At 64.2% G+C, this 23793-nt stretch carries 19 protein-coding genes and 2 tRNA genes; 11 read left to right on the top strand and 10 right to left on the bottom strand.

The window, feature by feature from the left end; genetic code table 11:
• The first annotated feature begins 2 nt into the window (after positions 1–2).
• From carB to ACF07D_RS07970, 5 genes are all read left to right on the top strand, one after another.
• On the top strand, positions 3–3296 hold the full coding sequence (gene carB, locus ACF07D_RS07990) for a carbamoyl-phosphate synthase large subunit (RefSeq protein WP_391504528.1): 3294 nt from the start codon (positions 3–5) through the stop codon (positions 3294–3296).
• Entirely contained in the window at positions 3296–4153 is an 858-nt protein-coding gene (pyrF, locus tag ACF07D_RS07985; RefSeq protein WP_391504686.1) for an orotidine-5'-phosphate decarboxylase, read from the top strand. The genes carB and pyrF overlap by 1 nt, the downstream gene beginning before the upstream one ends.
• Positions 4150–5052, top strand: a complete 903-nt coding sequence (gmk, locus tag ACF07D_RS07980) for a guanylate kinase (RefSeq protein ID WP_119283869.1) — start codon at positions 4150–4152, stop codon at positions 5050–5052. Before pyrF ends, gmk begins: the two co-directional genes overlap by 4 nt.
• A gap of 9 nt (positions 5053–5061) precedes the next feature.
• Positions 5062–6063, top strand: a complete 1002-nt coding sequence (locus tag ACF07D_RS07975; protein ID WP_255807727.1) for a DMT family transporter — start codon at positions 5062–5064, stop codon at positions 6061–6063.
• A 204-nt stretch (positions 6064–6267) separates the two neighbouring features.
• A complete protein-coding gene (locus ACF07D_RS07970) occupies positions 6268–6444 on the top strand; it encodes a hypothetical protein (protein WP_391504527.1) in 177 nt (58 codons plus the stop codon).
• Here ACF07D_RS07970 and ACF07D_RS07965 read toward each other — a convergent pair.
• Positions 6442–6515: transfer RNA gene (locus ACF07D_RS07965), tRNA-Ile, on the bottom strand. The two genes, ACF07D_RS07970 and ACF07D_RS07965, sit on opposite strands and share 3 nt — an antisense overlap.
• A 189-nt stretch (positions 6516–6704) precedes the next feature.
• On the opposite strand from ACF07D_RS07965, the gene efeU reads away from it, so the two are divergent.
• Genes efeU through efeB form a run of 3 tightly spaced genes read left to right on the top strand, consistent with a single transcriptional unit; the run spans position 6705 to position 10155 of the window.
• The gene (gene efeU / locus ACF07D_RS07960; protein WP_391504526.1) at positions 6705–7592 is read left to right on the top strand and encodes an iron uptake transporter permease EfeU; all 888 of its coding nucleotides are present in this window, start codon (positions 6705–6707) and stop codon (positions 7590–7592) included.
• Positions 7589–8803, top strand: a complete 1215-nt coding sequence (efeO, locus tag ACF07D_RS07955; RefSeq protein WP_391504525.1) for an iron uptake system protein EfeO — start codon at positions 7589–7591, stop codon at positions 8801–8803. The genes efeU and efeO overlap by 4 nt, the downstream gene beginning before the upstream one ends.
• 26 nt (positions 8804–8829) lie before the next feature.
• Positions 8830–10155 (top strand): iron uptake transporter deferrochelatase/peroxidase subunit, encoded by a 1326-nt coding sequence (efeB, locus tag ACF07D_RS07950; protein WP_391504524.1) that lies wholly within the window; start codon positions 8830–8832, stop codon positions 10153–10155.
• 29 nt (positions 10156–10184) lie between these two features.
• Here efeB and ACF07D_RS07945 read toward each other — a convergent pair whose 3' ends face one another.
• The 6 genes from ACF07D_RS07945 to aceE all read right to left on the bottom strand — a co-directional run bounded on the left by ACF07D_RS07945 (position 10185) and on the right by aceE (position 17938).
• Complete coding sequence (locus ACF07D_RS07945) at positions 10185–11426, bottom strand: beta-ketoacyl-[acyl-carrier-protein] synthase family protein (protein ID WP_391504523.1); 1242 nt, start codon at positions 11424–11426, stop codon at positions 10185–10187.
• A 135-nt stretch (positions 11427–11561) separates the two neighbouring features.
• Positions 11562–11810: an acyl carrier protein gene (locus ACF07D_RS07940; protein ID WP_010157098.1), complete on the bottom strand. Its 249-nt coding sequence runs from the start codon at positions 11808–11810 to the stop codon at positions 11562–11564.
• A gap of 107 nt (positions 11811–11917) precedes the next feature.
• Positions 11918–12922, bottom strand: coding sequence for a beta-ketoacyl-ACP synthase III (locus tag ACF07D_RS07935; protein ID WP_391504522.1), 1005 nt, complete (start codon positions 12920–12922; stop codon positions 11918–11920).
• Between the two features lie 16 nt (positions 12923–12938).
• Positions 12939–13883 carry an ACP S-malonyltransferase gene (locus ACF07D_RS07930; RefSeq protein WP_119284293.1) on the bottom strand — a complete coding sequence of 315 codons (945 nt, stop codon included), beginning with the start codon at positions 13881–13883 and terminating at the stop codon, positions 12939–12941.
• Positions 13884–13994: 111 nt separating this feature from the next.
• On the bottom strand, positions 13995–15200 hold the full coding sequence (locus tag ACF07D_RS07925) for a CdaR family transcriptional regulator (protein WP_255807722.1): 1206 nt from the start codon (positions 15198–15200) through the stop codon (positions 13995–13997).
• Positions 15201–15211: 11 nt separating this feature from the next.
• A complete protein-coding gene (gene aceE / locus ACF07D_RS07920; protein WP_119284292.1) occupies positions 15212–17938 on the bottom strand; it encodes a pyruvate dehydrogenase (acetyl-transferring), homodimeric type in 2727 nt (908 codons plus the stop codon).
• Between the two features lie 248 nt (positions 17939–18186).
• On the opposite strand from aceE, the gene ACF07D_RS07915 reads away from it, so the two are divergent.
• The gene (locus tag ACF07D_RS07915; protein ID WP_119283862.1) at positions 18187–18648 is read left to right on the top strand and encodes a peroxiredoxin; all 462 of its coding nucleotides are present in this window, start codon (positions 18187–18189) and stop codon (positions 18646–18648) included.
• Positions 18649–18759: 111 nt separating this feature from the next.
• Here the strand turns inward: ACF07D_RS07915 and ACF07D_RS07910 are convergent, their stop codons facing one another.
• Both ACF07D_RS07910 and ACF07D_RS07905 read right to left on the bottom strand, forming a co-directional pair.
• Complete coding sequence (locus ACF07D_RS07910) at positions 18760–20601, bottom strand: BCCT family transporter (protein ID WP_391504685.1); 1842 nt, start codon at positions 20599–20601, stop codon at positions 18760–18762.
• A 648-nt stretch (positions 20602–21249) separates the two neighbouring features.
• Positions 21250–21322: transfer RNA gene (locus tag ACF07D_RS07905), tRNA-Val, on the bottom strand.
• A 180-nt stretch (positions 21323–21502) separates the two neighbouring features.
• On the opposite strand from ACF07D_RS07905, the gene ACF07D_RS07900 reads away from it, so the two are divergent.
• On the top strand, positions 21503–22639 hold the full coding sequence (locus ACF07D_RS07900) for a DUF998 domain-containing protein (RefSeq protein ID WP_391504521.1): 1137 nt from the start codon (positions 21503–21505) through the stop codon (positions 22637–22639).
• The gene (locus ACF07D_RS07895; protein WP_391504520.1) at positions 22636–23127 is read left to right on the top strand and encodes a flavin reductase family protein; all 492 of its coding nucleotides are present in this window, start codon (positions 22636–22638) and stop codon (positions 23125–23127) included. Before ACF07D_RS07900 ends, ACF07D_RS07895 begins: the two co-directional genes overlap by 4 nt.
• 7 nt (positions 23128–23134) lie before the next feature.
• Here the strand turns inward: ACF07D_RS07895 and ACF07D_RS07890 are convergent, their stop codons facing one another.
• Complete coding sequence (locus ACF07D_RS07890; protein WP_119283860.1) at positions 23135–23788, bottom strand: MBL fold metallo-hydrolase; 654 nt, start codon at positions 23786–23788, stop codon at positions 23135–23137.
• Between the last annotated feature and the right edge of the window lie 5 nt (positions 23789–23793).

Raw genomic sequence — 23793 nt, 5'->3', positions numbered from 1 at the left:
ACATGCCCAAGCGTTCAGACATCAACTCTGTCCTCGTCATCGGCTCTGGCCCGATTGTCATCGGCCAGGCCTGCGAGTTCGACTACTCGGGAACTCAGGCCTGCCGCGTGCTTCGCGAGGAGGGCGTACGCGTCATTCTCGTGAACTCGAACCCTGCGACGATCATGACCGACCCCGACTTCGCTGACGCGACCTACGTCGAGCCAATCACGGCCGAGGTCATCGAGACGATCATCCAGAAGGAGAAGCCAGACGCGATCCTTCCGACCCTCGGCGGGCAGACAGCCCTCAACGCGGCTATGGAGCTCCACGAGCAAGGGATCCTCGACAAGTACGGCGTCGAGCTCATCGGCGCGAAGGTCGACGCGATCCAGAAGGGCGAGGATCGCCAGCTGTTCAAGGACATCGCGATCGCTGCCGGCGCGGGAGTCGCAAAGTCGTACGTCGCGAACACCCTCGAGGACGCGAAGGAGTACGCAAAGGATCTCGGGTACCCGCTCGTGGTTCGCCCCTCCTTCACCATGGGTGGCCTTGGCTCGGGCTTCGCCTACACCGAGGAAGAGCTCGTGCGCATCGTCACTGACGGCCTGCACTACAGCCCGACGACGGAGGTGCTGCTCGAGGAGTCGATCCTCGGGTGGAAGGAGTATGAGCTTGAGCTCATGCGCGACACCAAGGACAACGCTGTCGTCGTCTGCTCGATCGAGAACGTCGACGCAGTTGGCGTGCACACCGGTGACTCGATCACCGTCGCACCGGCGCTCACGCTCACCGACCGCGAGTACCAGAACCTCCGCGACATCTCTATCGACATCATCCGCCGCGTTGGCGTCGATACCGGCGGCTGCAACATCCAGTTCGCAATCGACCCGAAGGACGGCCGCGTGGTCGTTATCGAGATGAATCCCCGCGTCTCGCGCTCGTCGGCGCTCGCCTCGAAGGCAACAGGCTTCCCGATCGCGAAGATCGCGGCGAAGCTCGCGATCGGCTACACGCTCGACGAGATCCCGAACGACATCACGCAGAAGACACCCGCGTCGTTTGAACCGGCTATCGACTACATTGTCGTGAAGACCCCGCGCTTCGCGTTCGAGAAGTTCCCTGCCGCAGATGACACCCTCACGACGACCATGAAGTCGGTTGGCGAGGCGATGGCGATCGGCCGCAACTTCACGACCGCGCTGCAGAAGTCGCTGCGCTCGCTTGAGAAGCGCGGCACGTCGTTCCATTGGGGTGAAGAGAGCCGCCCGGTTGCTGACATCCTTGAGACGATCAAGCGCCCGACTGACGGCCGTATCGTCGACGTGCAGCAGGCGCTGCGCCTTGGCGCATCGATTGAGCAGGTCTTCGAGTCGACTTCGATCGACCCGTGGTTCCTCGACCAGATCGTGCTCATCAATGAGGTAGCTGAGATGGTGAAGGCTGCCCCGCAGCTCTCGCTCGACGTGCTTCGCGAGGCGAAGGATCATGGGTTCTCGGACGCGCAGATTGCAGCCATCCGCGGCATCTCGGAGTCTGAGGTGCGCGGCCTCCGCCACGGTCTTGGCCTGCGCCCGGTATTCAAGACTGTCGACACCTGCGCCGGCGAGTTCCCGGCGCTCACGCCGTACCACTACTCGTCGTACGACCTTGAGACCGAGGTCACTCCGTCGGATCGTAAGAAGGTCGTCATTCTCGGCTCGGGCCCGAACCGTATCGGTCAGGGCGTCGAGTTTGACTACTCGTGCGTGCACGCCTCGTTCGCGCTGTCAGAGGCCGGGTACGAGACGATCATGATCAACTGCAACCCCGAGACAGTGTCGACGGACTACGATACATCGGACCGCCTGTACTTCGAGCCGCTCACGCTTGAAGACGTGCTTGAGGTCATCCACGCCGAGCAGGCGTCGGGTGAGCTCCTCGGCGTCGTCGTGCAGCTCGGCGGGCAGACCGCTCTCGGGCTCGCGCAGCCGTTGAAGGACGCCGGGATCCCGATCCTCGGCACCACGCCCGAGGCGATCGACCTCGCAGAGGAGCGCGGCGCGTTCGCCCAGATCCTCGAGCGCGCCGGCCTCACAGCTCCGCGCAACGGCACCGCAATCGATAAGGAAGGCGCGATCCGGATCGCGGAGGAGATCGGCTACCCGGTTCTCGTCCGCCCCTCGTTCGTGCTCGGCGGCCGCGGCATGGAGATCGTGTACGACACCGAGTCGCTGCACGGGTACTTCGAGCGGATCGAGGGTCACGCCCTCGTCGGGCCCGGCCACCCGCTGCTCGTGGATCGTTTCCTCGACGACGCGATCGAGATCGACGTCGATGCACTCTACGACGGCGAGCAGCTCTACGTCGGCGGCGTCATGGAGCACATCGAGGAAGCGGGTGTGCACTCGGGTGACTCGAGCTGCACCCTGCCGCCAGTCACGCTCGGACACGACCAGATCGCCCAGGTGCGCGAGGCGACGCTTGGCATCGCCGAGGGCATCGGCGTGCGCGGACTGCTCAACGTGCAGTTCGCGATCGGTCAGGGCGTGCTCTACGTGCTCGAGGCCAACCCGCGCGCATCGCGCACGGTGCCGTTCGTGTCGAAGGCGCTCGGTATTCCGCTCGCGAAGGCCGCCTCGCGGATCATGGCGGGGGAGACCGTCGCCCAGCTCATCGCTGAGGGTTTCCTCCCCGAGCGCGACGGCTCGCGTGCTCCGATCGACGCCCCCATCGCCGTGAAGGAGGCCGTGCTCCCGTTCAAGCGCTTCCGCACCAACGAGGGGCTGGTCGTCGACTCGCTCCTCGGGCCAGAGATGCGCTCGACCGGCGAGGTCATGGGTATGGATCGCGACTTCCCGACCGCGTTCGCGAAGAGCCAGGCAGCGGCCGGCAGCTCCCTGCCGAAATCTGGAACGGTCTTTCTGTCGGTTGCCGACCGCGACAAGCGCGCCGTCGTGCAGCCCGCGCTTCGCCTGCAGGAGCTCGGCTACCGCATCCTCGCAACCCAGGGCACGCAGGTTGTGCTCGCCCGCAACGGCATCGCATCGGAGACCGCGCGCAAGCACTCGTTGCAGGCCGAGGGCGACACGATCGTCGACCTCATCAACCGTGGTGAGATCGACATGATCGTGAACACTCCTTCGGGGAGCTCGGCGCGCGCTGATGGGTACGAGATCCGCGCGGCCGCCGTGGCGGCCGACAAGCCGATCTTCACGACGGTCTCGGAGCTCTCGGCCGCCGTTGGTGCGCTGTCTGCGCTCGCGCAGGGCTTCGACGTCAAGTCGCTGCAGGAGTACGAGGCAGACCGCCAGGCCGCGCTCGCGGCGGCGGAGTGATGCCGAGCTTCGGTGCCAGGCTCGCGGCGGAGTTCGCCGCGAGCCGGCACCTGTGCGCGGGTATCGACCCGCACGCGCCGCTCCTCGCCGAGTGGGGGCTTGACGATTCACCCGCAGGCGCCGAGCGGATGGGCCGCGACGTCGTCGCGGCCGCCGCCGGCGTCGCAGCGTGCGTGAAGCCCCAGATCTCCTTCTACGAGCGTTTCGGCTCCGCTGGCTTCGTCGCGCTGGAGCGTGTCTTCGCGGACGCGCGTGACGCTGGCGTGCTTATCGTCGCCGACGTGAAACGCGGAGACATTGGTTCGACGTTCGCCGCGTACGCCGAGGCCTGGCTCGCGCCTGGCTCGCCGCTCGAAGCAGACGCGATGACAGTCGCGCCATATATGGGCTTCGAGACGCTCGCCGGGGCGTTCCCGTACGTGCGCGAGCACGGCAAGGGGCTGTTCGTGCTCGCGGCCACGTCAAATCCCGAGGCGCGTGCGGTGCAGACCGCGGTGCGCGGCGACGGTCAGACGCTCGCCGAGTCAATGGTCGCGAGCGCGAACGCGTTCAACGCCGCCGAACACCCGACGGACGGCGTCGGTTCAGTGGGCGTTGTGCTCGGTGCGACGCTCACCCTCGCCGACTTCGGCATCGATACGGCTGAGCGCGTCAGCCCGGCGCTTCCAGTGCTCGCTCCGGGCTTCGGCCACCAGGGCGCGCGGATCGAGGACGCTGCCTCGATCTTCGGGGGGATCGGCCACGCTGTGCTCGCGAACGAATCGCGCAGTATCCTTAGTGGTGGAGGCGATGGCCTCGCGGCCCGCGTCCAAGACCGGGCCGAACGTATCACTGAGGCGCTCTACGGGAGATCATGACGAAGCAGCAGGCAGGAATGCCGGAGGTAGACCGGGTCGCGGCAAACAAGGCGGCCGTGGCGGCGCGTCAGGCTCGCGCCGAGTTGAAGCGCAAGCTGCGCGGCGGCGAGATCTCACCGCTCAAGGTGCTCGAGTACTCGAAGGTGCCCGGCCACGCCGCGGCCACGCTGAGGATCACCGACTACCTCCTCTCGTTTCCCTCCATCGGGCAGGTGAAAGCGGAGCGCATTCGTGACGAGCTGCAGATCTCGGAGCGCAAGCGACTCGGTGGGCTTGGCGCGCTGCAGCGCGAACGGCTCGAGACGTTCGTGCGTGAGCGCTCAGGCGCGCTACCGCGCGGGGAGCGACCGCCGCTCACCGTGCTTGCCGGACCGACGGCTGTCGGCAAGGGGACTGTCGCGACCTATGTGCGCGACAATCACCCAGACGTGAAGCTCTCAGTCTCTGCCACGACCCGGGCGCCGCGCCCCGGCGAGATCGATGGTGTGCACTACTTCTTCGTCACTGACGAAGACTTCGACAGGATGCTCGCCGCTGACGAGTTGCTCGAGTGGGCGACAGTGCATAACAAATACCGGTATGGGACCCCGCGCGGTCCCGTCATGGACGCGAGCGCGCGTGGCGAAGTCGTGCTCCTGGAAATCGACCTGCAGGGTGCACGTCAGGTACGGCAGAGCATGCCAGACGCCCGACTCGTGTTTCTCGCGCCGCCGAGCTGGGACGAACTTGTGCGCAGGCTCGTCGGTCGAGGTACCGAAGGTGAGGAGGAGCGCGTCCGCCGGCTCGAGACCGCGAAGATCGAACTTGCAGCCGCTGATGAGTTCGATGAGATCATCGTGAACGATGAGGTTGAGACTGCTGCCGCACGCCTCGTTGAGCTCATGCGCGGCGACAGCTAAGCTTTCCAGGTGATCTCACCCACAGAGCTGCCACAGGCGCTCGACACCATCGTCACGGCTGCGACCGAGGCCATGGCCGTTGACCCCAGGCAGTTCTGGGGGATTCCGCTCGCGCTTATCGGTGCAGCACTTCTCGCCTTTGGCGCGCAGTACCAGTCGCGCGGCCTGAACAAGGTCGAGCGTCTCACGGGGGAGAGCGCCCACGCGGGGCTCTCAATCAGGCATATGCTCAAGCTGCTCAGGAGACCCTCCTGGGTGGTGGGAACAGTGCTACTTGGGCTCGCAGTCGTCTTCCAGATCGGTTCGCTCTCACTGTCGCCGATCACGATAGTACAGCCGATCGGCGTCGTCGGCCTCATCATCACCTCAGTGCTGAACTCCCGGGTTTCTGGGGTCAAGCTCGGAAAGCGCGTCACCGCCTCGATCGCTCTCGCAGTCGTGAGTATCGCCGTGTTTGTGTTTGTCGCGGCGACAAACGTCGCCGACCAGGTCGTCACAGATTCGAAACTCATCGCGATCCTCATCACGTTCGGCGTCGTGCTCCTCGCGGCGCTCGTGATGTTCGTGCTCTACCGCCACCGGGGCATCGCGCTCATCTACATCGTCGGCGCCGGAGTGCTCTACGGCTTCGTCGCGACATTCGCGAAGGTGGTCATCTCGCGCTTCCAGCAGGGCGACTTCGAGTGGCTGACGTGGACGTGCGTCGCTGCTCTTGCCGCAGGCGGACTGCTCGGCATGCTGTTTGTGCAGAACGCCTACTCGTCTGGGCCGCCGGACCTCGTGGTCGCGGGACTCACGGTCATCGACCCGATGGTGGCGGTGCTCATCGGCATCCTCATCCTCGGGGAGGCCGCCGACGCGCCGCTCTGGGTAGCAATCGCCTTCGCGGTAACAGGGGCGACAGCGATGATCGGGGTCATCGGCATTTCGCGGTTCCACCCCCAGTCGGGCCAGTCGGTACTCGACCACACTGGCAAGTTGCCAGTTGTCACCCCAGACGACGCGGAGTAGTCGCTTGCGCGTGCGAACACCACGCGGACGCTCGTCACACGGTAGCTCAGAGGTGGAGCCTGAAGAGGGCGGACTGGCGACGCCGTTGTCAGCAGCCCTGCAGGCAACCCTACTCGTTTTGCTTCGCCGAGCAGGCGAACGTAACAATTCTGTGATGCGAGACCAGGCATAGGCCCAAACTTCCGGACCACGTGGGAAGACCTGGTGGGCGCCGCATGGACATGTCGGGGCGTTGCCAGCCCGGAGGCAAACCTTGCTGCCCCGGAGGCGAACCTTGCTGCCCCGGAGGCGAACCTTGCTGCCCCGGAGGCGAACCTTGCTGCCCCGGAGGCGAACCTTGCTGCCCCGGAGGCGAACCTTGGGCGACACGGCGATGAGTAGGGCGTGCGGGACTTGAACCCGCGACCGATGGATTATGAGTCCAGTGCTCTAACCGACTGAGCTAACGCCCCGTGTGCTACCGCTCTAGCTTAGTGGAATTGCGGCACCTGGTTCATTCGGCCCGCCCAGTCGACGGCACGTCTTTTCGGTGGCCCCTCCCAATCCACGGGCTGTTCCATTCATCAGATGAGTCGTGCTAATGTTTCCGAGTAAGGCGTGCCTTACCTACAACAGATGAATCTTTCACTGAAAGGCAGCCCATGATTGCGACCCTGCTGATCGGCCTTCGCGAGGGGCTCGAGGCGGCGCTCGTCGTCGGGGTCCTACTTGCCTACGTCGGAAAGCTCAACCGGCCCGACGCCGCCCGAAAGATTTGGCTCGGTGTCGCGGCAGCGATCCTGCTTTCGCTCGGGCTCGGCGCGATCCTGACCTACGGTGCATACGGGCTGTCGTTTACCGCACAGGAGGCCATTGGTGGTTTCCTCTCGATCCTTGCGGTCGCGATGGTGACGTGGATGGTGTTCTGGATGCTGAAGATGTCGCGTGGCATCAGTGGCGAGCTCCGCTGCCAGGTCGATCGTGCGCTTGTCGGCTCAGGGTGGGCGGTTGCCTTGATCGGATTCGTCTCGGTTGCCCGCGAGGGCATCGAGACTGCACTCTTCATCTGGGCGACAACCCGCGCGAGCGGCACGGCGCCCCTTGTCGGTTTTCTCACCGCGATCTCCGGCATCCTGATTGCCATCGCGATCGGCTGGGCGCTGTACAAAGGCCTCCTGAGGGTCAACCTCACGGTGTTCTTCAGGTGGACTGGAGTGTTGCTGCTCGTCTTCGCCGCCGGTGTGCTGGCGTACGGGATCCACGACCTGCAAGAGGCAGGGTTCTTGCCGGGACCGTTTGTTGCGGCGCCAGAGGGCGCCGGGCCTGTCGTCGCTGCATGGTTTGGGGAGGCCGCGTGGGCGTTCAACGTTTCGCACATCATCGCGCCAGACGGGTTGATCGCCGTGATCCTCAAGGGAACACTCGGCTTCGCGCCTGAAATGACCAAACTCGAGGTGCTCGCGTGGGCGGGCTATCTCATCATCACGCTGCCACTCTTCCTCGTGCGTTCGTACGCCGGGCAGCACGCCACACGAAAGGAACGCCCATGACCTCATCCAATCTTCGCAACGCTGCCGGTGTTGCTGCGCTCAGCGCAACAGCCCTCTTGCTTGCTGGGTGCGTACCAAATGGTGCCCCGAACGCAACGTCAATTGCAGTCACCGCGAACGATGAGGGCTGCGAGGTGGCCAACGCGACCGGAACGAGCGGCACCCTGACCTTCACTGTGCAGAACGACGGGACGAAGGTCACCGAGTTCTATCTGCTCGGCAGCAACAAGCTCACTATCGTCGGCGAGGTTGAGAACATTGCGCCAGGCACCAGCCGGGACCTCACGGTGCAGGTTGGCCCAGGGGAGTACTTCACTGCGTGCAAACCAGGCATGATCGGTGCTGGCGTCGGCCATGCCGCGTTCACAGTGAGCGGCGACGCTGTCGCGACCACGCCGGAGGAGGACGCGGTGGTTGCGCAGTACGTTGCCTACGTGAAGACCCAAACCGAGGAGCTCGTTCCGCGGGTGGGAGAGTTCGTTGCAGCGTACAAGGCAGGCAATGACGACGAGGCGCGCGCGCTGTTCCCAATCGCGCGTATCAACTACGAACGGATCGAGCCAACCGCGGAGCAGTTTGGGGATCTCGATCCGAAGATCGACTATCGAAAGCCAGGCGCGATCGAGGAGGGGTTGCCGTTCACTGGCTTTCATCGAATCGAACAGGATCTGTGGCTCGACCGGGCCATCGAGAACTACTCGCAGCCTGAGAAGAACCACTACCCCAAGGATGACCTCGTTGCGCTCACGCCCGAGGAGCGCGCAACAATTGGCGATCAGCTCGTCGCTGACATCTCCGAGCTCAACGACAAGGTGAAGAGCCCCGACTTCACGCTGACGCTCGCCGACATCACTGAGGGGGCGAAGGGGCTGCTCGATGAGGTTGCTGCGCCTGACGGAAAGCTCCCGGGGGAAGAAAACGAGTTCGCGCACACCGACCTGTACGACTTCACCGCGAATGTCGAGGGCGCGCAGGTTGCCTTCGATACCGTGCGCGCGCTGCTCGTCGCGAACGGCGGTGCGGAACTCGCCACCGAACTCGACGCACGCTTCGTCGACATGCTCGACACGCTCGCCGGATACGGCTCCTACGATGCTGGCTTTGTATCGTATGACACCGTGGATGCTACGAAGCGCAACGAGCTCGCGGCGAAGCTCACCGCGCTGAGCGAGCCGATGTCGCGGCTCACCGCGGGCGTTGTGGGAAGCTAGTACACGTGAGGCGAGACACTCCAGCGGTGGGCGGCCCCGATCAGGATCCTCGGACGCAGCTACCGAGTGGTACATCGAGACGCCAACTTCTCGGGCTACTCGGCGCTGGGGCGATCGGCCTCGCTGCAGGCGGCGCAGGCGGGGCCGCCGCCGCCAGAACGTTGCTTTCGCGTGACGGGCAGCATGGCGATGCACCGAGCCCCGGCGCCGTGCCATTCCGCGGCGCTCACCAGGCGGGCATCGTTACCCCAGCGCAAGATCGACTGCACTTCGCCGCTTTCACGATGAACTCCGGCGCGACCCGTGACGACCTCATCGCGCTCCTCCGTGACTGGACTGAGGCCGCCGAGAGGCTGACCCGCGGCGAGGAAGTCGGAGACGGAATGGAGCCTGAGAACGGCCTTCTACCGCCAGACGACACCGGCGAGGCGACGGGGCTCGGGGTTGGCAACCTCACGCTCACGTTCGGATTCGGACGCAGCCTTTTCGTCGGGCATGCCGACAGGGCCGCGGAGACACAGGCAGGCGACCCCTTCGGCCTCCGCTCGCTGCTCCCCGCCGAGTTCGAACCGCTCCCGGCCTTCGCGTTCGACATTCTCGACGATACGCAGAGCGGAGGCGACCTGTGCGTGCAGGCATGCGCCGATGACCCCCAGATCGCGGTGCACGCAATCCGCAATCTCTCACGCATTGCCGCTGGCCGCGCGCACCTTGCCTGGAGCCAGCTTGGCTTTGGCCGTACCGCGTCGACTTCGCGGGCTCAGGAGACGCCTCGGAACCTGTTTGGCTTCAAAGATGGGACGGCGAACGTCATGGCCGAGGACTCGTCGGGGCTCGCCGAGCACGTGTGGGTCGGTGAGGAAGCGCCAGCCTGGCTCCGCGGCGGAAGCTACCTGGTCGCGCGGAAGATCCAGATGACGATTGAGACGTGGGATCGCGCGTCTCTCGCCGAGCAGGAGCGCATCTTCGGGCGATCGAAACGAGCTGGCGCGCCCCTCACCGGGGACGGCGAATTTGACGAACCTGACTTTGCTGCCCAGCTGCCCGCATCTGGGGAACCAGTGATCGACATTGCCGCGCACGTGCGTCTCGCGCACCCAAAGAACAATTCGGGCAGTCAAATGCTGCGCCGCGGCTACAACTACGTCGACGGTTCAAACGGACTCGGCCAGCTTGGCGCGGGCCTCTTCTTTATCTCGTTCCAGCGTTCGCCCGAGACATTCGTTCGTGTGCAGCGCTCACTGCAGCCAGACTTGCTCAACGAGTATATTCGTCACATTGGGTCTGGACTGTGGGCGGTGCCGGGCGGGATCGGCGCCGGTGAGTTCGTCGGGCAGGCGCTGTTCGAATAGCGCCCGCCCGACGGCTCCTATGTGTCGCGCTAGGCGTCGTACGAGCGGATGGCGACGACGGCGTTATGGCCACCGAACCCAAAGGAGTTCGAGATCGCGAGCTGCGGGCCATCGGCGAGCTGCTGCGGCTCGCTTGATACCATGAGCGGAATCTCGGGATCCTGATCGACGAGGTTGATCGTCGGGGGAGCGACGCGGGTATGCACAGCGAGCACCGAGAACAGTGCTTCCAGGGCGCCTGTGCCGCCCAGCAGGTGTCCTGTCGCGGCCTTTGTCGCAGAAACCGGGATCTCGCGTGCGCGATCGCCGAACACTCCGAGCAGGGCAGTGTACTCATTGATGTCACCGACAGGGGTCGACGTCGCGTGCGCGTTGATGTGGGTGACGTCCTCGGGGTGAGCACCCGCCTGCGAGAGTGCGAGCTTCATCGCGCGGATGGCGCCGTGCCCCTCGGGGTCATTTGCGGTGATGTGGTAGGAATCAGCGGTCACACCGCCGCCGGCGATCTCGGCGTAAATCTTGGCACCGCGAGCGAGCGCGTGCTCCTCGGTCTCGAGCACGAGCGCAGCGGCGCCCTCGCCCATCACGAAACCGTCACGGTCAGTGTTGTACGGGCGTGAGGCGGTCTCCGGTGAGTCGTTTCGGCGTGACAGCGCCTGCATCGACGAGAACGACGCGAGCGTGACCGGGTGAATGGCGGCTTCGGAGCCGCCTGCGATCACGATATCGGCGAGTCCAAGCTGCAGATGCTCGTAGGCGTTTGCGATCGACTCGGTGCTCGAGGCGCAGGCTGACGCGACGGTGCGCGCGAACGCGCGAGCTGTGAAATGCATGGAGATCGCCGCTGACGGCGCGTTCGGCATGAGCATGGGAACCGTGAGGGGCATCACGCGACGCGGGCCCTTCTCACGAAGCGTGTCCCACGCGTCAAGCAGCGACCAGATGCCGCCAATGCCTGTTGCCCAGTCGACGCCCAGACGCTCTGCGGGAATCTCGGGTGAGCCAGCGTCGGCGAAAGCTTCCTTCGCCGCGACGAGGGCAAACTGGCTCGACGGGTCGAGGCGCTTGGCGACTGGGCGCTCAAGCACCTCAGCCGGCTGCACTCGGGCCTGGCCAGCGAACGACACTGGAAGGTCGTACTTCTCAACCCAATCGGCCTCGATAGTACGTACGCCCGACTCGCCTGCAAGCAAAGCTTCCCAGCTCTCGCTAGCGGTACCGCCCAGGGGCGAACTCGCACCGATACCGGTGACGACGATCTTCTTGCTCATGTGTTGCGCTCTCCGCGTGGCTCTGGGGGAGTCGCCCTTGTGGGGCTGTTCTCCCGAAAGTCTGTGTGATGAAGCGAGCGGCGGGGATGGGGCGGCCGATAGTGGCCGCCGCTCATCCCGCCGCGAAAGCTTCGCTTAGGCCTGAGCCTTGACGATGAAGTCGACTGCGTCGCCGACGGTCTTGAGGTTCTTGACCTCTTCGTCGGGGATCTTCACGTCGAACTTCTCTTCTGCGTTCACGACGATTGTCATCATCGAGATCGAATCGATGTCGAGGTCGTCGGTGAACGACTTGTCGAGGGCGACAACGTCGGCCGCAATACCGGTCTCATCGTTGACGAGCTCGGCGAGACCTGCGAGGACCTCTTCGTTGCTGAATGCCATTGGATTCTCCTTATTTAATGGGGGTTTGTAGTAAACCTCGTGCAGTAGTTTCTCGCAACTTCCCGCGGGAAGTCGACAGGGCGCGCGGTGCGTCCCAGAGCGAAAAGCTACGGAAGTTCGATGATCTGGGCGCCGTAGACGAGACCGGCCCCGAAGCCGATCGTGAGTGCCAGGCCCCCCGAGAGCTCGGGGCGCTCTGCGAGCAGCGCGTGCATCGCAAGCGGGATCGACGCTGCAGAGGTGTTTCCCTGCATCTCGATATCGCGTGCAATCGCGACGGTCTCGGGCAGCTTCAGTTGCTTCGCGAGCTCGTCGATGATTCGCATGTTCGCCTGATGCGGAATGAACGCGGCCAAATCAGACGGCTCGATACCGGAGGCCTCGAGCGTCTGGCGTGCGACCTTCGCCATCTCCCACACTGCCCAGCGAAACACGGTCTGGCCGTCCTGGCGCAGCGTAGGCCACGCAACGACTCCGGGAGCCTCGCGGTACTCCTCGAACGTCGACGTCATGCTGATCGTGTCCCACTTCTCGCCGTCCGAGCCCCACACTGTCGGGCCGATACCGGTGTGATGGCCCGCTCCGACGACCACGGCGCCAGCGCCGTCACCCAGCAAGAACGAGATCGAACGGTCGGTCGGGTCAACGACGTCCGAGAGCTTCTCGGCACCGATCACGAGGACGTTCTTGCAGACACCCGAACGGACGAGTGCGTCGGCCTGGCCGACGCCATACACGTAGCCAGCGCAGGCGGCAGAAATATCGAATGCCGCCGCGGGAGTGAGACCGAGCCTGTGCGCGGCGAGCGCTGCCATTGACGGCGTCACCGCAACGTTCGAGATCGTCGAGATGATCACACCGTCGATGTCTGCGAGTTCGAGACCAGACTTCTCAATGGCCTCCTGGCCAGCCTCAACCGCGAGATCGACAGCGTTCAGGCCCTTGCGGGCCCGGCGGCGCTGAACGATGCCCGTGCGCTGCCTGATCCACTCGTCAGACGAGTCAATAGGGCCAACGAGGTCGTCGTTCGGTACGTCGAGGTCGCCGCGGGATGCGCCAACCGAGAGCACGCGTGTGTGCGCCGGGCCAGTTGGCTGTACAAGAGTTGCCATGAGTCGATCCTTTCGATCAGGCTGCGTCGGTGATGAGCTGCACGGCAGCATCAAGATCAGCCGGAGTCTTTACGGCGACCGAAGGGATGCCCTTCATGCCGCGCTTCGCGATGCCGGTGAGAGCACCGGCGGGGGTGAGTTCAATGAATCCGGTGATGCCGGCCGCCTGGAATGACTCCATGCATGAGTCCCAGCGAACAGGGCTCGCGATCTGCGAGACGAGTGAGTCGCGGAAGCTTGCACCAGATGTGACGAGTCCGCCGTCGGCGTTGCTCCAGAGCTTCAGCGAGGGATCGCTGACCGCTGTGGACTCTGCTGCCTGCGCGAGGACGGGAACTGCCGACGCCATGTAGCTTGTGTGGAACGCTCCAGCGACCTGCAGCGGGATCACGCGAGCACCGCGCGGCGCCGACTCACCGAGCTTGGCGAGACCCGCCAGTGCACCCGCGGCGACAATCTGCCCTCCACCGTTTCGGTTCGCGGCAGTGAGGCCCGCAGCTTCGATTGCCGAAAGCACGTCAGCCTCAACGCCGCCAACCACCGCCGACATTCCTGTCTGTTCAACAGCGGCTGCCTCCGCCATCGCGCGGCCGCGTACGCCGACGAGGCGCACGGCGTCGGTCTCGCTCACGACGCCTGAGATCGCCGCCGCGGCAAACTCGCCAACAGAGTGACCAGCGGTGCCAACTGTGGCGCCTAACGTGGTCGCGTCGAGACCTGCGCCATCAAGCCGCGCGGCAAGTGCACGCCACGACAGGATTGCAGCCGCGACAATCAGCGGCTGGGCAATCTCAGTTGCGCGAATCGTCTCAGCGTCACTCTGGGTTCCGTGCCGAACGAGGTCGACGCCCGAGGCCTCCGAGGCGGCCTCGAGGAAGCTGCGGGACGCTGAATCCGCGATCCAGTCAGTAAGGAAACCGGGGGTTTGGGAGCCCTGACCCGGGCAAGCGATAACAATCACGTCAAATAGTTTCTCAGATGCGAGCGGAACTAGCTGCATATAACCAACGATAAATTCAAAGATTCGTTGTAGATAGCGGCCAGAAAGGGTCCAGTTGGTGCCGAAACTTGGCTAGGAGCCTCGCTTCGGCTGACGCCTGCCGCCCTGCTGTGCAATCGAACCAGCGATGAGTGCAGATTGCAGAATCAGGGACTCTCGTGCCCCAGTCGCGTTCCAGCCAATCACCTCGGAGACCTTCTTGAGCCTGTAACGAACCGTGTTCGGGTGCACGAACAGCTCGCGGGCTGTCGCCTCGAGCGACCTGCCGTTGTCGAGGTAGCACCAGAGGGTCTCCATGAGCTCGGCCGAGTGGGCGAGCAACGGTTCGTAGATCTGCTCGATGAGTGTTCTCCGGGCAAGTCCATCGCCCGCGAGTGCCCGCTCGGGAAGGAGGTCGTCAGCGGGAACCGGGCGGGGCGCATGGCGCCACGCCCGTGCGACCGCGACGCCCGCAAGCGCAGCCCGGGCGCTTCGAGACGCCTCGATGAGGTTGTCGACAGTCGGCCCGAGCACGAGCGGCCCATCAGCGAAGCCGTCGGACAGCTTGGCTGCGATCTCGAGGAAGGTTCGCTGCGGCTCCTCGGCGGCTGCTGTCGGATCGGCCTGCTGAGGCGGGGCCATTCTGCCGAGAACGAGCACGAGCCGGGTGCCCTGCAATCCGATGAGCACATCGGCACCCGCGTGTCGCGCCGTCCGTCGCATCTGATCGACATCGACGGAGCGTTCGGCGCTGCCAACAAGCACTGCCGCTTCGCCGTCACCGTGCCAGCCGAGCGCGGCGATCCTACTCGGAAGTTCGTCGTCGGATTCGCCTGTCAGGATCGAATCCACAACGAGGGCCTCGAGCCGTGCGTCCCACAAGCCTCGAGCTTCTGCCTGTCTCGCATACACGTCCGCAGCAGCAAACGCGACGTCACGCGAATAGTGCATGATCGCTTCACGGAGCGAGTCACTGCGGGGAGCCACGCGCTCCTCGACGACTGTCACGACAACACGAATGAGCTGGAGCGTTTCCTGCAGGCTGATCGAGCGCAGCAGCTCACGAGGAGCCGAGCTGAAAACGTCAGAGGCGATCCACGGGGTTGAACCGGGGTTCTCGTACCACTGAATAAACGAGCTGATCCCGGTCTGCGCCACAAGGCCGACTGCCGATCGGCGGCTCGGGGGCATGCTCCCGTACCAGGGGAGCGTGTCCTCGAGCCGCGTCACCGTCAGCGTAGCCAGCTCGCCCGAGATCGTGCGGAGCCAGGCGAGTTCCTGAGCTTTGTTGGGACTCATCCGTTCGCCCGCTAGGCGTCCCCGCCCGCGCCGCCAGTGGTTCCGGCGTTGACGTCAGCGAGCTTGTACTTCTCGGCCGCTGCAACAGGCACGCTCGCGTCGATCTTGCCCTCGAGCGCGAGGCGCTGCAGCACCTTCACCACGAGCGACTCGCGGTCGATCTTGAAGAACCGGCGCGCTGCCGCGCGTGTGTCCGAGAAGCCGAAGCCGTTCGCGCCGAGCACCGAGTAGTCGCCAGGAACGTACGGGCGAATCTGCTCGGGCACCTCTGGCGTCCAGTCGCTAACTGCAACCTTCGGTCCCTCGGCGCCTGCGAGCTTCTCGGTGAGGTACGCGGTGCGCTGCGCGCCCCCGAAGTTCTCAAAGTTGTGCTGGTCGGCTGCGAGGCCGTCGCGCTGGAGCTCGCTCCAACTCGTGACGCTCCACACATCGGCTGCGACGTCCCAGTCAGTTGCGAGGAGCTCCTGGGCCTCGATCGCCCACGGGACTGCCACGCCTGAGGCGAGAATCTGTGCCTTGTGAGTGCCCGCCGACGCGGTGCTGACGCGGTGGATGCCTCGAACGATGCCGTCTACGTCGACATCTGCAGGTTCTGCGGGGTGGATGATCGGCTCGTTGTACACCGTGAGGTAGTACATGACGTTCGGATCCTCGTGCGTGCCGCCATACATGCGCTCGACGCCCGAGCGCATGATGTGCCCAATCTCGTAGCCATAGGCGGGGTCGTAGGACACGACCGCGGGGTTCGTCGATGCGAGCAGCAGCGAGTGGCCATCCGCGTGCTGGAGGCCCTCGCCGGTGAGCGTGGTGCGCCCAGCGGTTGCGCCAATCATGAAACCGCGTGCCATTTGGTCGCCGGCAGCCCAGATGGCGTCGCCCGTGCGCTGGAACCCAAACATCGAGTAGAAGATGTAGATCGGAATGAGCGGCTCGCCGTGTGTTGCGTACGAGGTGCCCACGTTCGTGAACGCCGCGGCTGCACCAGCCTCGTTGATGCCGACGTGGATCAGCACGCCCTCCGGGCTCTCCTTGTACGCAAGGAGCAGCTCGCGGTCGACCGAGGTGTAGTTCTGGCCGTGCGGGTTGTAGATCTTCGAGGTCGGGAAGTACGAGTCCATGCCGAACGTCCGTGCCTCATCGGGGATGATCGGCACGAAGCGCTTGCCCATGTTCTTGTCGCGCATGAGGTCCTTGAGCAGACGCACAAAGACCATCGTGGTCGCGGCCTCCTGCGTGCCCGAACCCTTTGCGGCGATCGCGTAGCTCTTCTCCTCCGGCACAGCGAGGTCGATGTGCGTCGAGCGGCGCTCGGGGAGGTAGCCGCCAAGCTCGCGGCGGCGCTCGTGCATGTACTGGATCGTCGGATCGTTCTCGCCCGGGTGGTAGTACGGCGGGAGGTACGGGTTCTCTTCGAGCTGCGCGTCGGAGATCGGGATGTGCATGGTGTCGCGGAAGAGCTTCAAGTCTTCGAGCGTCATCTTCTTCATCTGGTGGGTCGCATTGCGGCCCTCGAAGTGCGGCCCGAGGCCGTATCCCTTGATCGTCTTTGCGAGGATGACGGTCGGGCGACCCTTGTGCTCCATCGCTGCCTTGTAGGCCGCGTAGACCTTACGGTAGTCGTGGCCACCACGGCGGAGGCCCCAGATCTGGTCGTCGGTGTAGTCCTTGACGAGCTCGAGCGCGCGCTCGTCGCGGCCGAAGAAGTGCTCGCGAACGAACAATCCACTCTCGGCCTTATACGTCTGGAAATCACCGTCAGGAGTGGTGTTCATGAGGTTGAGCAGCGCGCCGCTCTGGTCGCGCTGGAGCAGGTCGTCCCACTCGCGACCCCAGACGACCTTGATGACGTTCCAGCCTGCGCCACGGAAGTAGCTCTCAAGCTCCTGAATGATCTTGCCGTTGCCGCGCACCGGGCCATCGAGGCGCTGCAGGTTGCAGTTCACAACAAAGGTGAGGTTGTCGAGGCCCTCGTTCGCTGCGACCTGCAGCTGGCCGCGGCTCTCGACCTCGTCCATCTCGCCGTCACCGAGGAACGCCCAGACGTGCTGGTCGCTTGCGTCCTTGATGCCACGGTTGGTGAGGTACTTGTTGACCTGAGCCTGGTAGATCGCATTGATCGGGCCAAGCCCCATCGACACCGTCGGGAACTGCCAGAAATCAGGTGCGAGGCGCGGGTGCGGGTAACTCGGCAGCGAGTTCGGCGCGTGCGATTTCTCCTGGCGGAAGCCGTCGAGCTGGTCAGCGCTCAGACGTCCTTCAAGGAACGCGCGCGCGTAGATGCCGGGGGAGGCGTGACCCTGCACGAAAATCTGGTCGCCGCCGCCGGGGTGATCCTGGCCGCGGAAGAAGTGGTTGAAGCCAACCTCGTACAGTGAGGCCGCTGAGCCGTACGTCGAGATATGGCCGCCGACACCGATGCCGGGGCGCTGCGCCCTGTGCACGGTCATCGCGGCGTTCCAACGAATCCATGAGCGGTACTGGCGCTCAGTGTCGTGATCCCCTGGGAAGCTCGGCTCGTTCTCTGACGCGATCGTGTTGACGTAGTCGGTCGTTGGAACCATCGGCACGCTGAGGTGCAGTTCGCGCGAGCGCTCGAGCAGACTCGTCATGATCTCGCGACCGCGGCCGGGACCGTGCGTCTCTACGACGCCGTCAAGCGACTCGCGCCATTCGGCGGTCTCAGCGGGATCCATGTCTTCGTGATCCTGCGAGTAAGGATCTTGTGTGTTCACAGCCACGGAAAGTGCTCCATTCGCCACCACGCGCAAAACCATGGGCATGTGGTTTCAGCCCCGTTGAGCACGCAACTCATAAAACTCCCCGCAAGGTTAGCGGGCACCTTCCAGACTAGCGAACATCCACGACCAAACGCAGAATCCGAGGGAGGTCTGTGTGAATCCCGAACAATATTTCCCCTGAGCCGCCACTAGTCTTGGGCGTAGAGGATCCACTAAGCGGCGCGGTGACGCCTGAAAGGTTGTTGACAATGGTTCTTGAGGTAGGCGCAATCGCCCCCGATTTCACACTCTCCGATCAGCACGGCGAAGAACTCACGCTCAGTGAGCTCGTCACGGAGGGCCCGGTTGCGCTCGTATTCTTCCCGCTCGCGTTTTCGGGCATCTGCACTGGTGAACTGTGCGAGCTTCGCGACAACCTGCAGATCTTTGAGGACAGCAAAGTGCGCCTCGTCGGTGTTTCAGTCGATTCCGTCTTCGCGCTGAAGGCATGGGCGCAGGCCGAGGGGTACGAGTTCTCGATCCTTTCCGACTTCTGGCCGCATGGAGCAGTGTCGAAGGAGTACGGCGTGTTCATTGAGGAGCGCGGCATCGCGACACGCGCCACCCTCGTGATCGGGGAGGGGCGCAAGGTGCTCGCATCGTTTGAGACCGCCCCCGGCGAGGCTCGCGACTTTGGTGCGTACCGTGAGGCGATTGCCGCTATCGCGTAGCAGCCTGATCGGCGGCACAACTAGACGGCTTAACTAGACGGTTTGCCGAGACGGCGGCCCTCATCGAGATTTCTCGGTGAGGGCCGCCGTCTGCGTGTAGTTGGGGGATACCTAGCGTGCTCCCGGACTTCCAGTGTTGCGGGGCTTCGCCTGATGCGTTGCCGCTCCACGGCGGGGTGCAAATGCCCCGCGGGTGCGAGAGATGCGGTAGTCGATGCGGTCGTCGACATAGTTCTCGACCGCGAGATGGTCACCGATGTTCTCTGCGAACTGTGCGGTCATGTGCTCGGTGAGACGTTCAATTCTTGCAGTGCGCTCGGCCCGCTCGAGGACCCTGTCATCAATACGTAGCGCCTTCACCGTTGCGATGGCCATCAGCAGCAGGATCACGCTAAAGGGGAGCGCTGTTGCGAGCGCGGCAGCCTGCAACGATTTCAGGCCGCCGGCAAGCAGTAGCGCGATCGCAACGAGCCCCTCAATCACCGACCAGAGCACACGCGACCATGTCGGCGGGTTCGGGTGTCCGCCTGAGGCGAGCATGTCGACCACGAGCGAACCCGAGTCAGACGACGTGATGAAGAAGATCGCGACGAGCAGGATCCCGACGACCGAGAAGATTGTGCCGAACGGCAGATCGCCGAGGATCTTGAACAGAACGCTGTCAACGTCGAGTGTTCCGTCTTGTACAAGGTCGCCGGCCCCGAAGAATTGGCGGAACAGGCCGCTGCCTCCGAGTACAGAGAACCAGAGAATTCCAACGAATGTCGGAACAAGCATGACGCCTGCAACAAACTCGCGCACAGTGCGTCCACGGGAGATGCGGGCGATGAAGATGCCGACGAAGGGGGACCAGGAGATCCACCATCCCCAGTAGAAGATGGTCCAATTTGCGAACCAACTCGTGCCCTCGCCGCGCTGGAACGCGCCGACATCGAACGTCATCTGCATGAAGTTCGCCAGGTAGAAGCCGAGGGACTCGGTGAGGTTCTGGAAGAGGAACAGCGTCGGGCCGAGAAGTAGCAGCGAGATGAGCAGCGCGCCTGCGAGCGACAGGTTGATGTTCGACAGCCACTTCATGCCAGCGCCGATCCCACTGATCACCGAGAACATTGCGACCAGCGTGACCGCGATGATGAGCACGACGAGGGTCGTGTTGTCGACAGTGTCAACAATGCCGATCTCAAGCATGCCCGCAGAGATCTGTTGCACGCCAAGCCCAAGTGACGTCGCCACGCCGAAGACTGTGCCAAGGATGGCAAGCACATCGATGACGTCGCCCGTCCAACCCTTTACGCGTTCGCCGAACAATGGCTCGAGGGCCCACCTGATAGATACCGGGCGGCCTCGACGATGAATCGCGTAGGCGATCGATAGGCCGATGATTGCGTAAATAGCCCAGGGGTGGATTCCCCAGTGCACGAACGTCTGCGCCATCGCGAGGCCAGCGATCTCGGCCTGGTTGCCCGCCCAGCCTGGCTTCGGGTCGACGGTGGCATACGTCAGGGGCTCCCCGACACCGTAGAAGACGAGGCCGATGCCCATGCCCGCTGCGAACAGCATCGAGAACCACGACAACAGGCCGAATTCTGGTTCGTCGTCATCGCGGCCGAGCCTGATGCGGCCAAGCCGCGAGAATCCGAGGGTCGCGGCGATAGCGATGAACGCCGCGACAATCAGCATGTAGTACCAGCCGAGGTTCTCCACGATCCAACCTTGTACTGTGCTGAACGTCGCCTCAGCGGAGTCTGGCCAGAAGGCGGCGTAGGCGACAAGCACAAGGATGATGCCGAGCGCCGGCCAGAACACGCGAGGCGAGATCATGCCCTTGCCAATACGGACACCGTGCGTGCGAAGCTTCGCCGTGATGCGCTCGTCACTGTCGTCATCGTTGATCTGCACAGCCTCGTGCAGGTGCACGGTATCGGGCAGGTCGAGGTCTCCGGGCTCGAGCAGGAGCGCGCCTGTGCTTGTTGGAGGCTCTGTGTTTGTTGGAGGCTCTGTGTTTGTTGGAGGCTCTGTGTTTGTTGGCGGCTCGGTGTTTGTTGGCGGCTCGGTAGCCGCGGGCGTAGCCGTCGGCGCGGGACCCGCATGAGTCGCAGGGTCTGCCAGTTCCTCGTCTGCGCGCCCCGTCTCCGCCTGAGCGGCGTAGGGCTGCGAGTCGGGCGTCTTGTCGGGGGTAGTGCGCTCGGGTGAGCTCACGAAATCATCTCCGTCTGGTGCATGTCGAAGCAGAAACCGGGGGCGCCGGCAAGACGATTCCCCACTGCGCGACTGGTGTGAGCGTGCTGATCATTGGTGCTTGCGATGCAGGGAACCATCTTTGCACAGTCTGGTGACTGGCTAAAGTGGGCAGTCGCATTAGGCGAGCACATTCGGGCGGGGCTGTGGACAGGTGGACACACTCACGCGCGCGAGCCCACGGTATGGGATCTGCAGAAGAAATCCCTGAAGAGCGAGAAACCGGCATTGATAAGGGCAGATCCCAGAAGAATGAAACGAGCTGTGTGGCTCACAGGCGTAATGCGAGCGCGCCAGAAGTGCAGCCACTGTCGCAGAAACACAATACCCCTCACTCGGAAATCCGATTGAGGGGTATGTCGGTGGGCCCGGCCGGGATCGAACCGACGACATCCACGGTGTAAACGTGGCGCTCTACCAGCTGAGCTACAGGCCCTCCGTTCACCGAAGCGAACCTGATCAGTCTAGTGTGGAACCGCGCGAGATCCGAAATCGAGGGACCCGCGTGTCGCGCAGATTGAACGGATATCCCTTGACACCGCAAGCCCGAACCGAATTTGAATCGCACAGCCACCCTCAGGGTGGGGGGAGTGGCACCCTCCGACAGGGGAGGCTCTTGCCTCGCGTCGGCAGCGGCTCCGCTGCAATCGAGTCCCGCGCCACCCGGCTGGCGGTTGCTGCGTTCGTCGTTGCCGGGATCTTGACGGCGCTCGTGATGTTCGGCCGGCGACTGCCCCTCGCGGGCGACGCATCCCTCGGCAACATCGCGGCGTGGTGCGCCGGGGGTGGAGCGGGCCTTGCCTATCTGCTCGGACACATAGTCGAGACTCGACGCGGGCGTGACCTCTGGCGGCGCCAACTGCCGCTCGCGAAACGGGCCTTCGACGTGTTCGCGCTCACGCTCGCGACAGGCATGCTCGCGTACCTCGCGGTCATGGCGATCGCGAGCTTGTTCCAACTTGGCTTCCAGGGCCTGACTGTCGACGCACTTGGCGGTGGTGTGCTGTCGGGCGCGGCAACCGCTGCGATGACGTACATTGGGGCGCTCATTGGCTCGCGGGTCAGCTCGGGCTCCATCGCGGTGCTCGCAACTCTACAACTGTTCACTGGCACGATGGCGAGCATGGTGAGTTCGCCAGACGCTTCCTGGTGGCAGCTCCACTTCTCGCAGCTCGGCAACGAGTCGGGCTCGAGCGGCTATAGGTTCAACGTCTCGCTCATCATCACGGGCTTCGTGCTCGTCGCGCTGTCAAACTACATCGGCCACGACATTCGGCGTGGCCTCATCGCCCGCAACTCCGACGACCCGAAGCTCGTGCGCTTGCTCTCGTGGCTCTTTGCCGCAATTGGGTTGTGCATGGCTGTTGCAGGTGCGGTCCCCGATGCAGAGAACATCGTCGTTCACGTTGGGTCAGCGAGTGGCATGCTCGTCGTGTTCGCAGTGTTTGTCTTCGTGTCGCTCAGGCGTATCGTCGACGTTCCGAGGGAGCTCGTCGTGTTCTCGCTGATCGTCGTTGTCGGCATCGTCGTCGCGGTGCTGTTGTGGGTGCCGTTTGGTTACTACAACCTCACCGGCACCGAATTCATGGCGGCGAGCCTCCTGTTCGCCTGGCTCACGGTGTTCGTTCGCACCGCCGCGGCCTATGCCGAGCCGAGGGGAATAGCCCCGCATCCTCCCGGGTTGGACCGGGGGAAGGTTGGAGAACCGGCCACGTCCCCACAATCTGAGAGAACTGCGGAGGAACATCGGTGAACGAGTTTGAGGCTGGCGACGCGCTGAAGCGCGCATTCCGCGATCACCCGGCGGGGGTTGGCCTGATCACCGCGCAGACGCCCGAGGGCCCGGTTGGCCTAACGGTCTCGAGCGTCGCTTCCGTGGCCGTCGACCCACCGGCGCTCTCGTTCTCAGTCACACGAGCTACGGGTAGCGCAGGGGGAGTGCTACACGCCGACTCATTCGTTGTGCACCTGCTCGACGCACGCCACGCTGGGATCGCGCAGACGTTTGCAGTCTCTGGAACTGAGCGGTTCACTTCCGAGCAGGGGTGGGAGACGCTCCCTACTGGCGAACCGTTGCTGCCCGGCGTGCGCGCCGCGCTGCGTTGCCGTTCGCTGCATCAACTCGAGGTCGGTTCGTCAGTGATTGTCGTCGCAGGGGTGCTCGACGCCCACTTCGGGGAGGCTGCCGAGCCGATGAGCTACATTGACCGGACGTTCAGGCGCCTCGGCGAAGTCCTCTAGCGAGCTGCTAGGTTGACTGGGCGGCCCAGGCTGCGATCTGCGGGGCCTCCGCCCCAATTGTCGTCGCCGATCCGTGGCCAGGAAGCACCGTCGTGACGGCAGGCAATGTGAGTAGCCTGTTGCTGATCGACTCGATGAGCCTCGGGAAGCTCGAGTATTCCCAGCGGGTGGCACCCGGTCCACCCTCGAAGAGGGTGTCGCCAGACAGGAGCGTGCCGAGCGAACCCGCATAGAAGCTCACCGAGCCTGGCGTATGCCCTGGCGTATGCAACGTGACGAGCTCGGCGCCGCCAACTGAGAACGACGCGCCATCCGCAAGTTCGAAGTCGGGAAGCCTGTCGGCCCCGTGAGTGTCCTCCCACAAAAAGAGGTCGTCAGGGTGGAGGTAGGTGTGGGTGTCCAGCGCATCCGCGAGGGCGATCGCAGCGTTGACGTGATCCTCGTGCCCGTGGGTGAGCAAGATGCCGAGCGGGTCTCGGTCGCCGACAGCGGTCACTACGGCGTCTGCGTCGTGAGCGGCATCGATGATGAGGGCGCTGTCGTCGTCACCAACAATCCACACATTGTTGTCTAACGCAATGCCCTCCGGCGGGTACCCGGGGCGCCCGGCCCCGAGCACTCCGAAGGTGACGACGCGCTCAATGCGAAGATCGCCGGCCATGGACT

This window comes from Leucobacter sp. NPDC015123 (assembly GCF_043080205.1).
GTDB classification, from domain to species: Bacteria; Actinomycetota; Actinomycetes; order Actinomycetales; family Microbacteriaceae; genus Leucobacter; species Leucobacter aridicollis_A.
The sequence above is the reverse complement of the archived record's forward strand: the minus strand, read 5'-3'. Positions and strand labels throughout refer to the sequence as shown.

Coding starts and splice junctions, on each gene's coding strand:
- carB (WP_391504528.1), top strand. CDS start 3: ATGCCCAAGCGTTCAGACATCAACTCTGTCCTCGTCATCGGCTCTGGC.
- pyrF (WP_391504686.1), top strand. CDS start 3,296: ATGCCGAGCTTCGGTGCCAGGCTCGCGGCGGAGTTCGCCGCGAGCCGG.
- gmk (WP_119283869.1), top strand. CDS start 4,150: ATGACGAAGCAGCAGGCAGGAATGCCGGAGGTAGACCGGGTCGCGGCA.
- efeU (WP_391504526.1), top strand. CDS start 6,705: ATGATTGCGACCCTGCTGATCGGCCTTCGCGAGGGGCTCGAGGCGGCG.
- efeO (WP_391504525.1), top strand. CDS start 7,589: ATGACCTCATCCAATCTTCGCAACGCTGCCGGTGTTGCTGCGCTCAGC.
- ACF07D_RS07945 (WP_391504523.1), bottom strand. CDS start 11,426: ATGAGCAAGAAGATCGTCGTCACCGGTATCGGTGCGAGTTCGCCCCTG.
- ACF07D_RS07940 (WP_010157098.1), bottom strand. CDS start 11,810: ATGGCATTCAGCAACGAAGAGGTCCTCGCAGGTCTCGCCGAGCTCGTC.
- ACF07D_RS07935 (WP_391504522.1), bottom strand. CDS start 12,922: ATGGCAACTCTTGTACAGCCAACTGGCCCGGCGCACACACGCGTGCTC.
- ACF07D_RS07925 (WP_255807722.1), bottom strand. CDS start 15,200: ATGAGTCCCAACAAAGCTCAGGAACTCGCCTGGCTCCGCACGATCTCG.
- ACF07D_RS07915 (WP_119283862.1), top strand. CDS start 18,187: ATGGTTCTTGAGGTAGGCGCAATCGCCCCCGATTTCACACTCTCCGAT.
- ACF07D_RS07890 (WP_119283860.1), bottom strand. CDS start 23,788: ATGGCCGGCGATCTTCGCATTGAGCGCGTCGTCACCTTCGGAGTGCTC.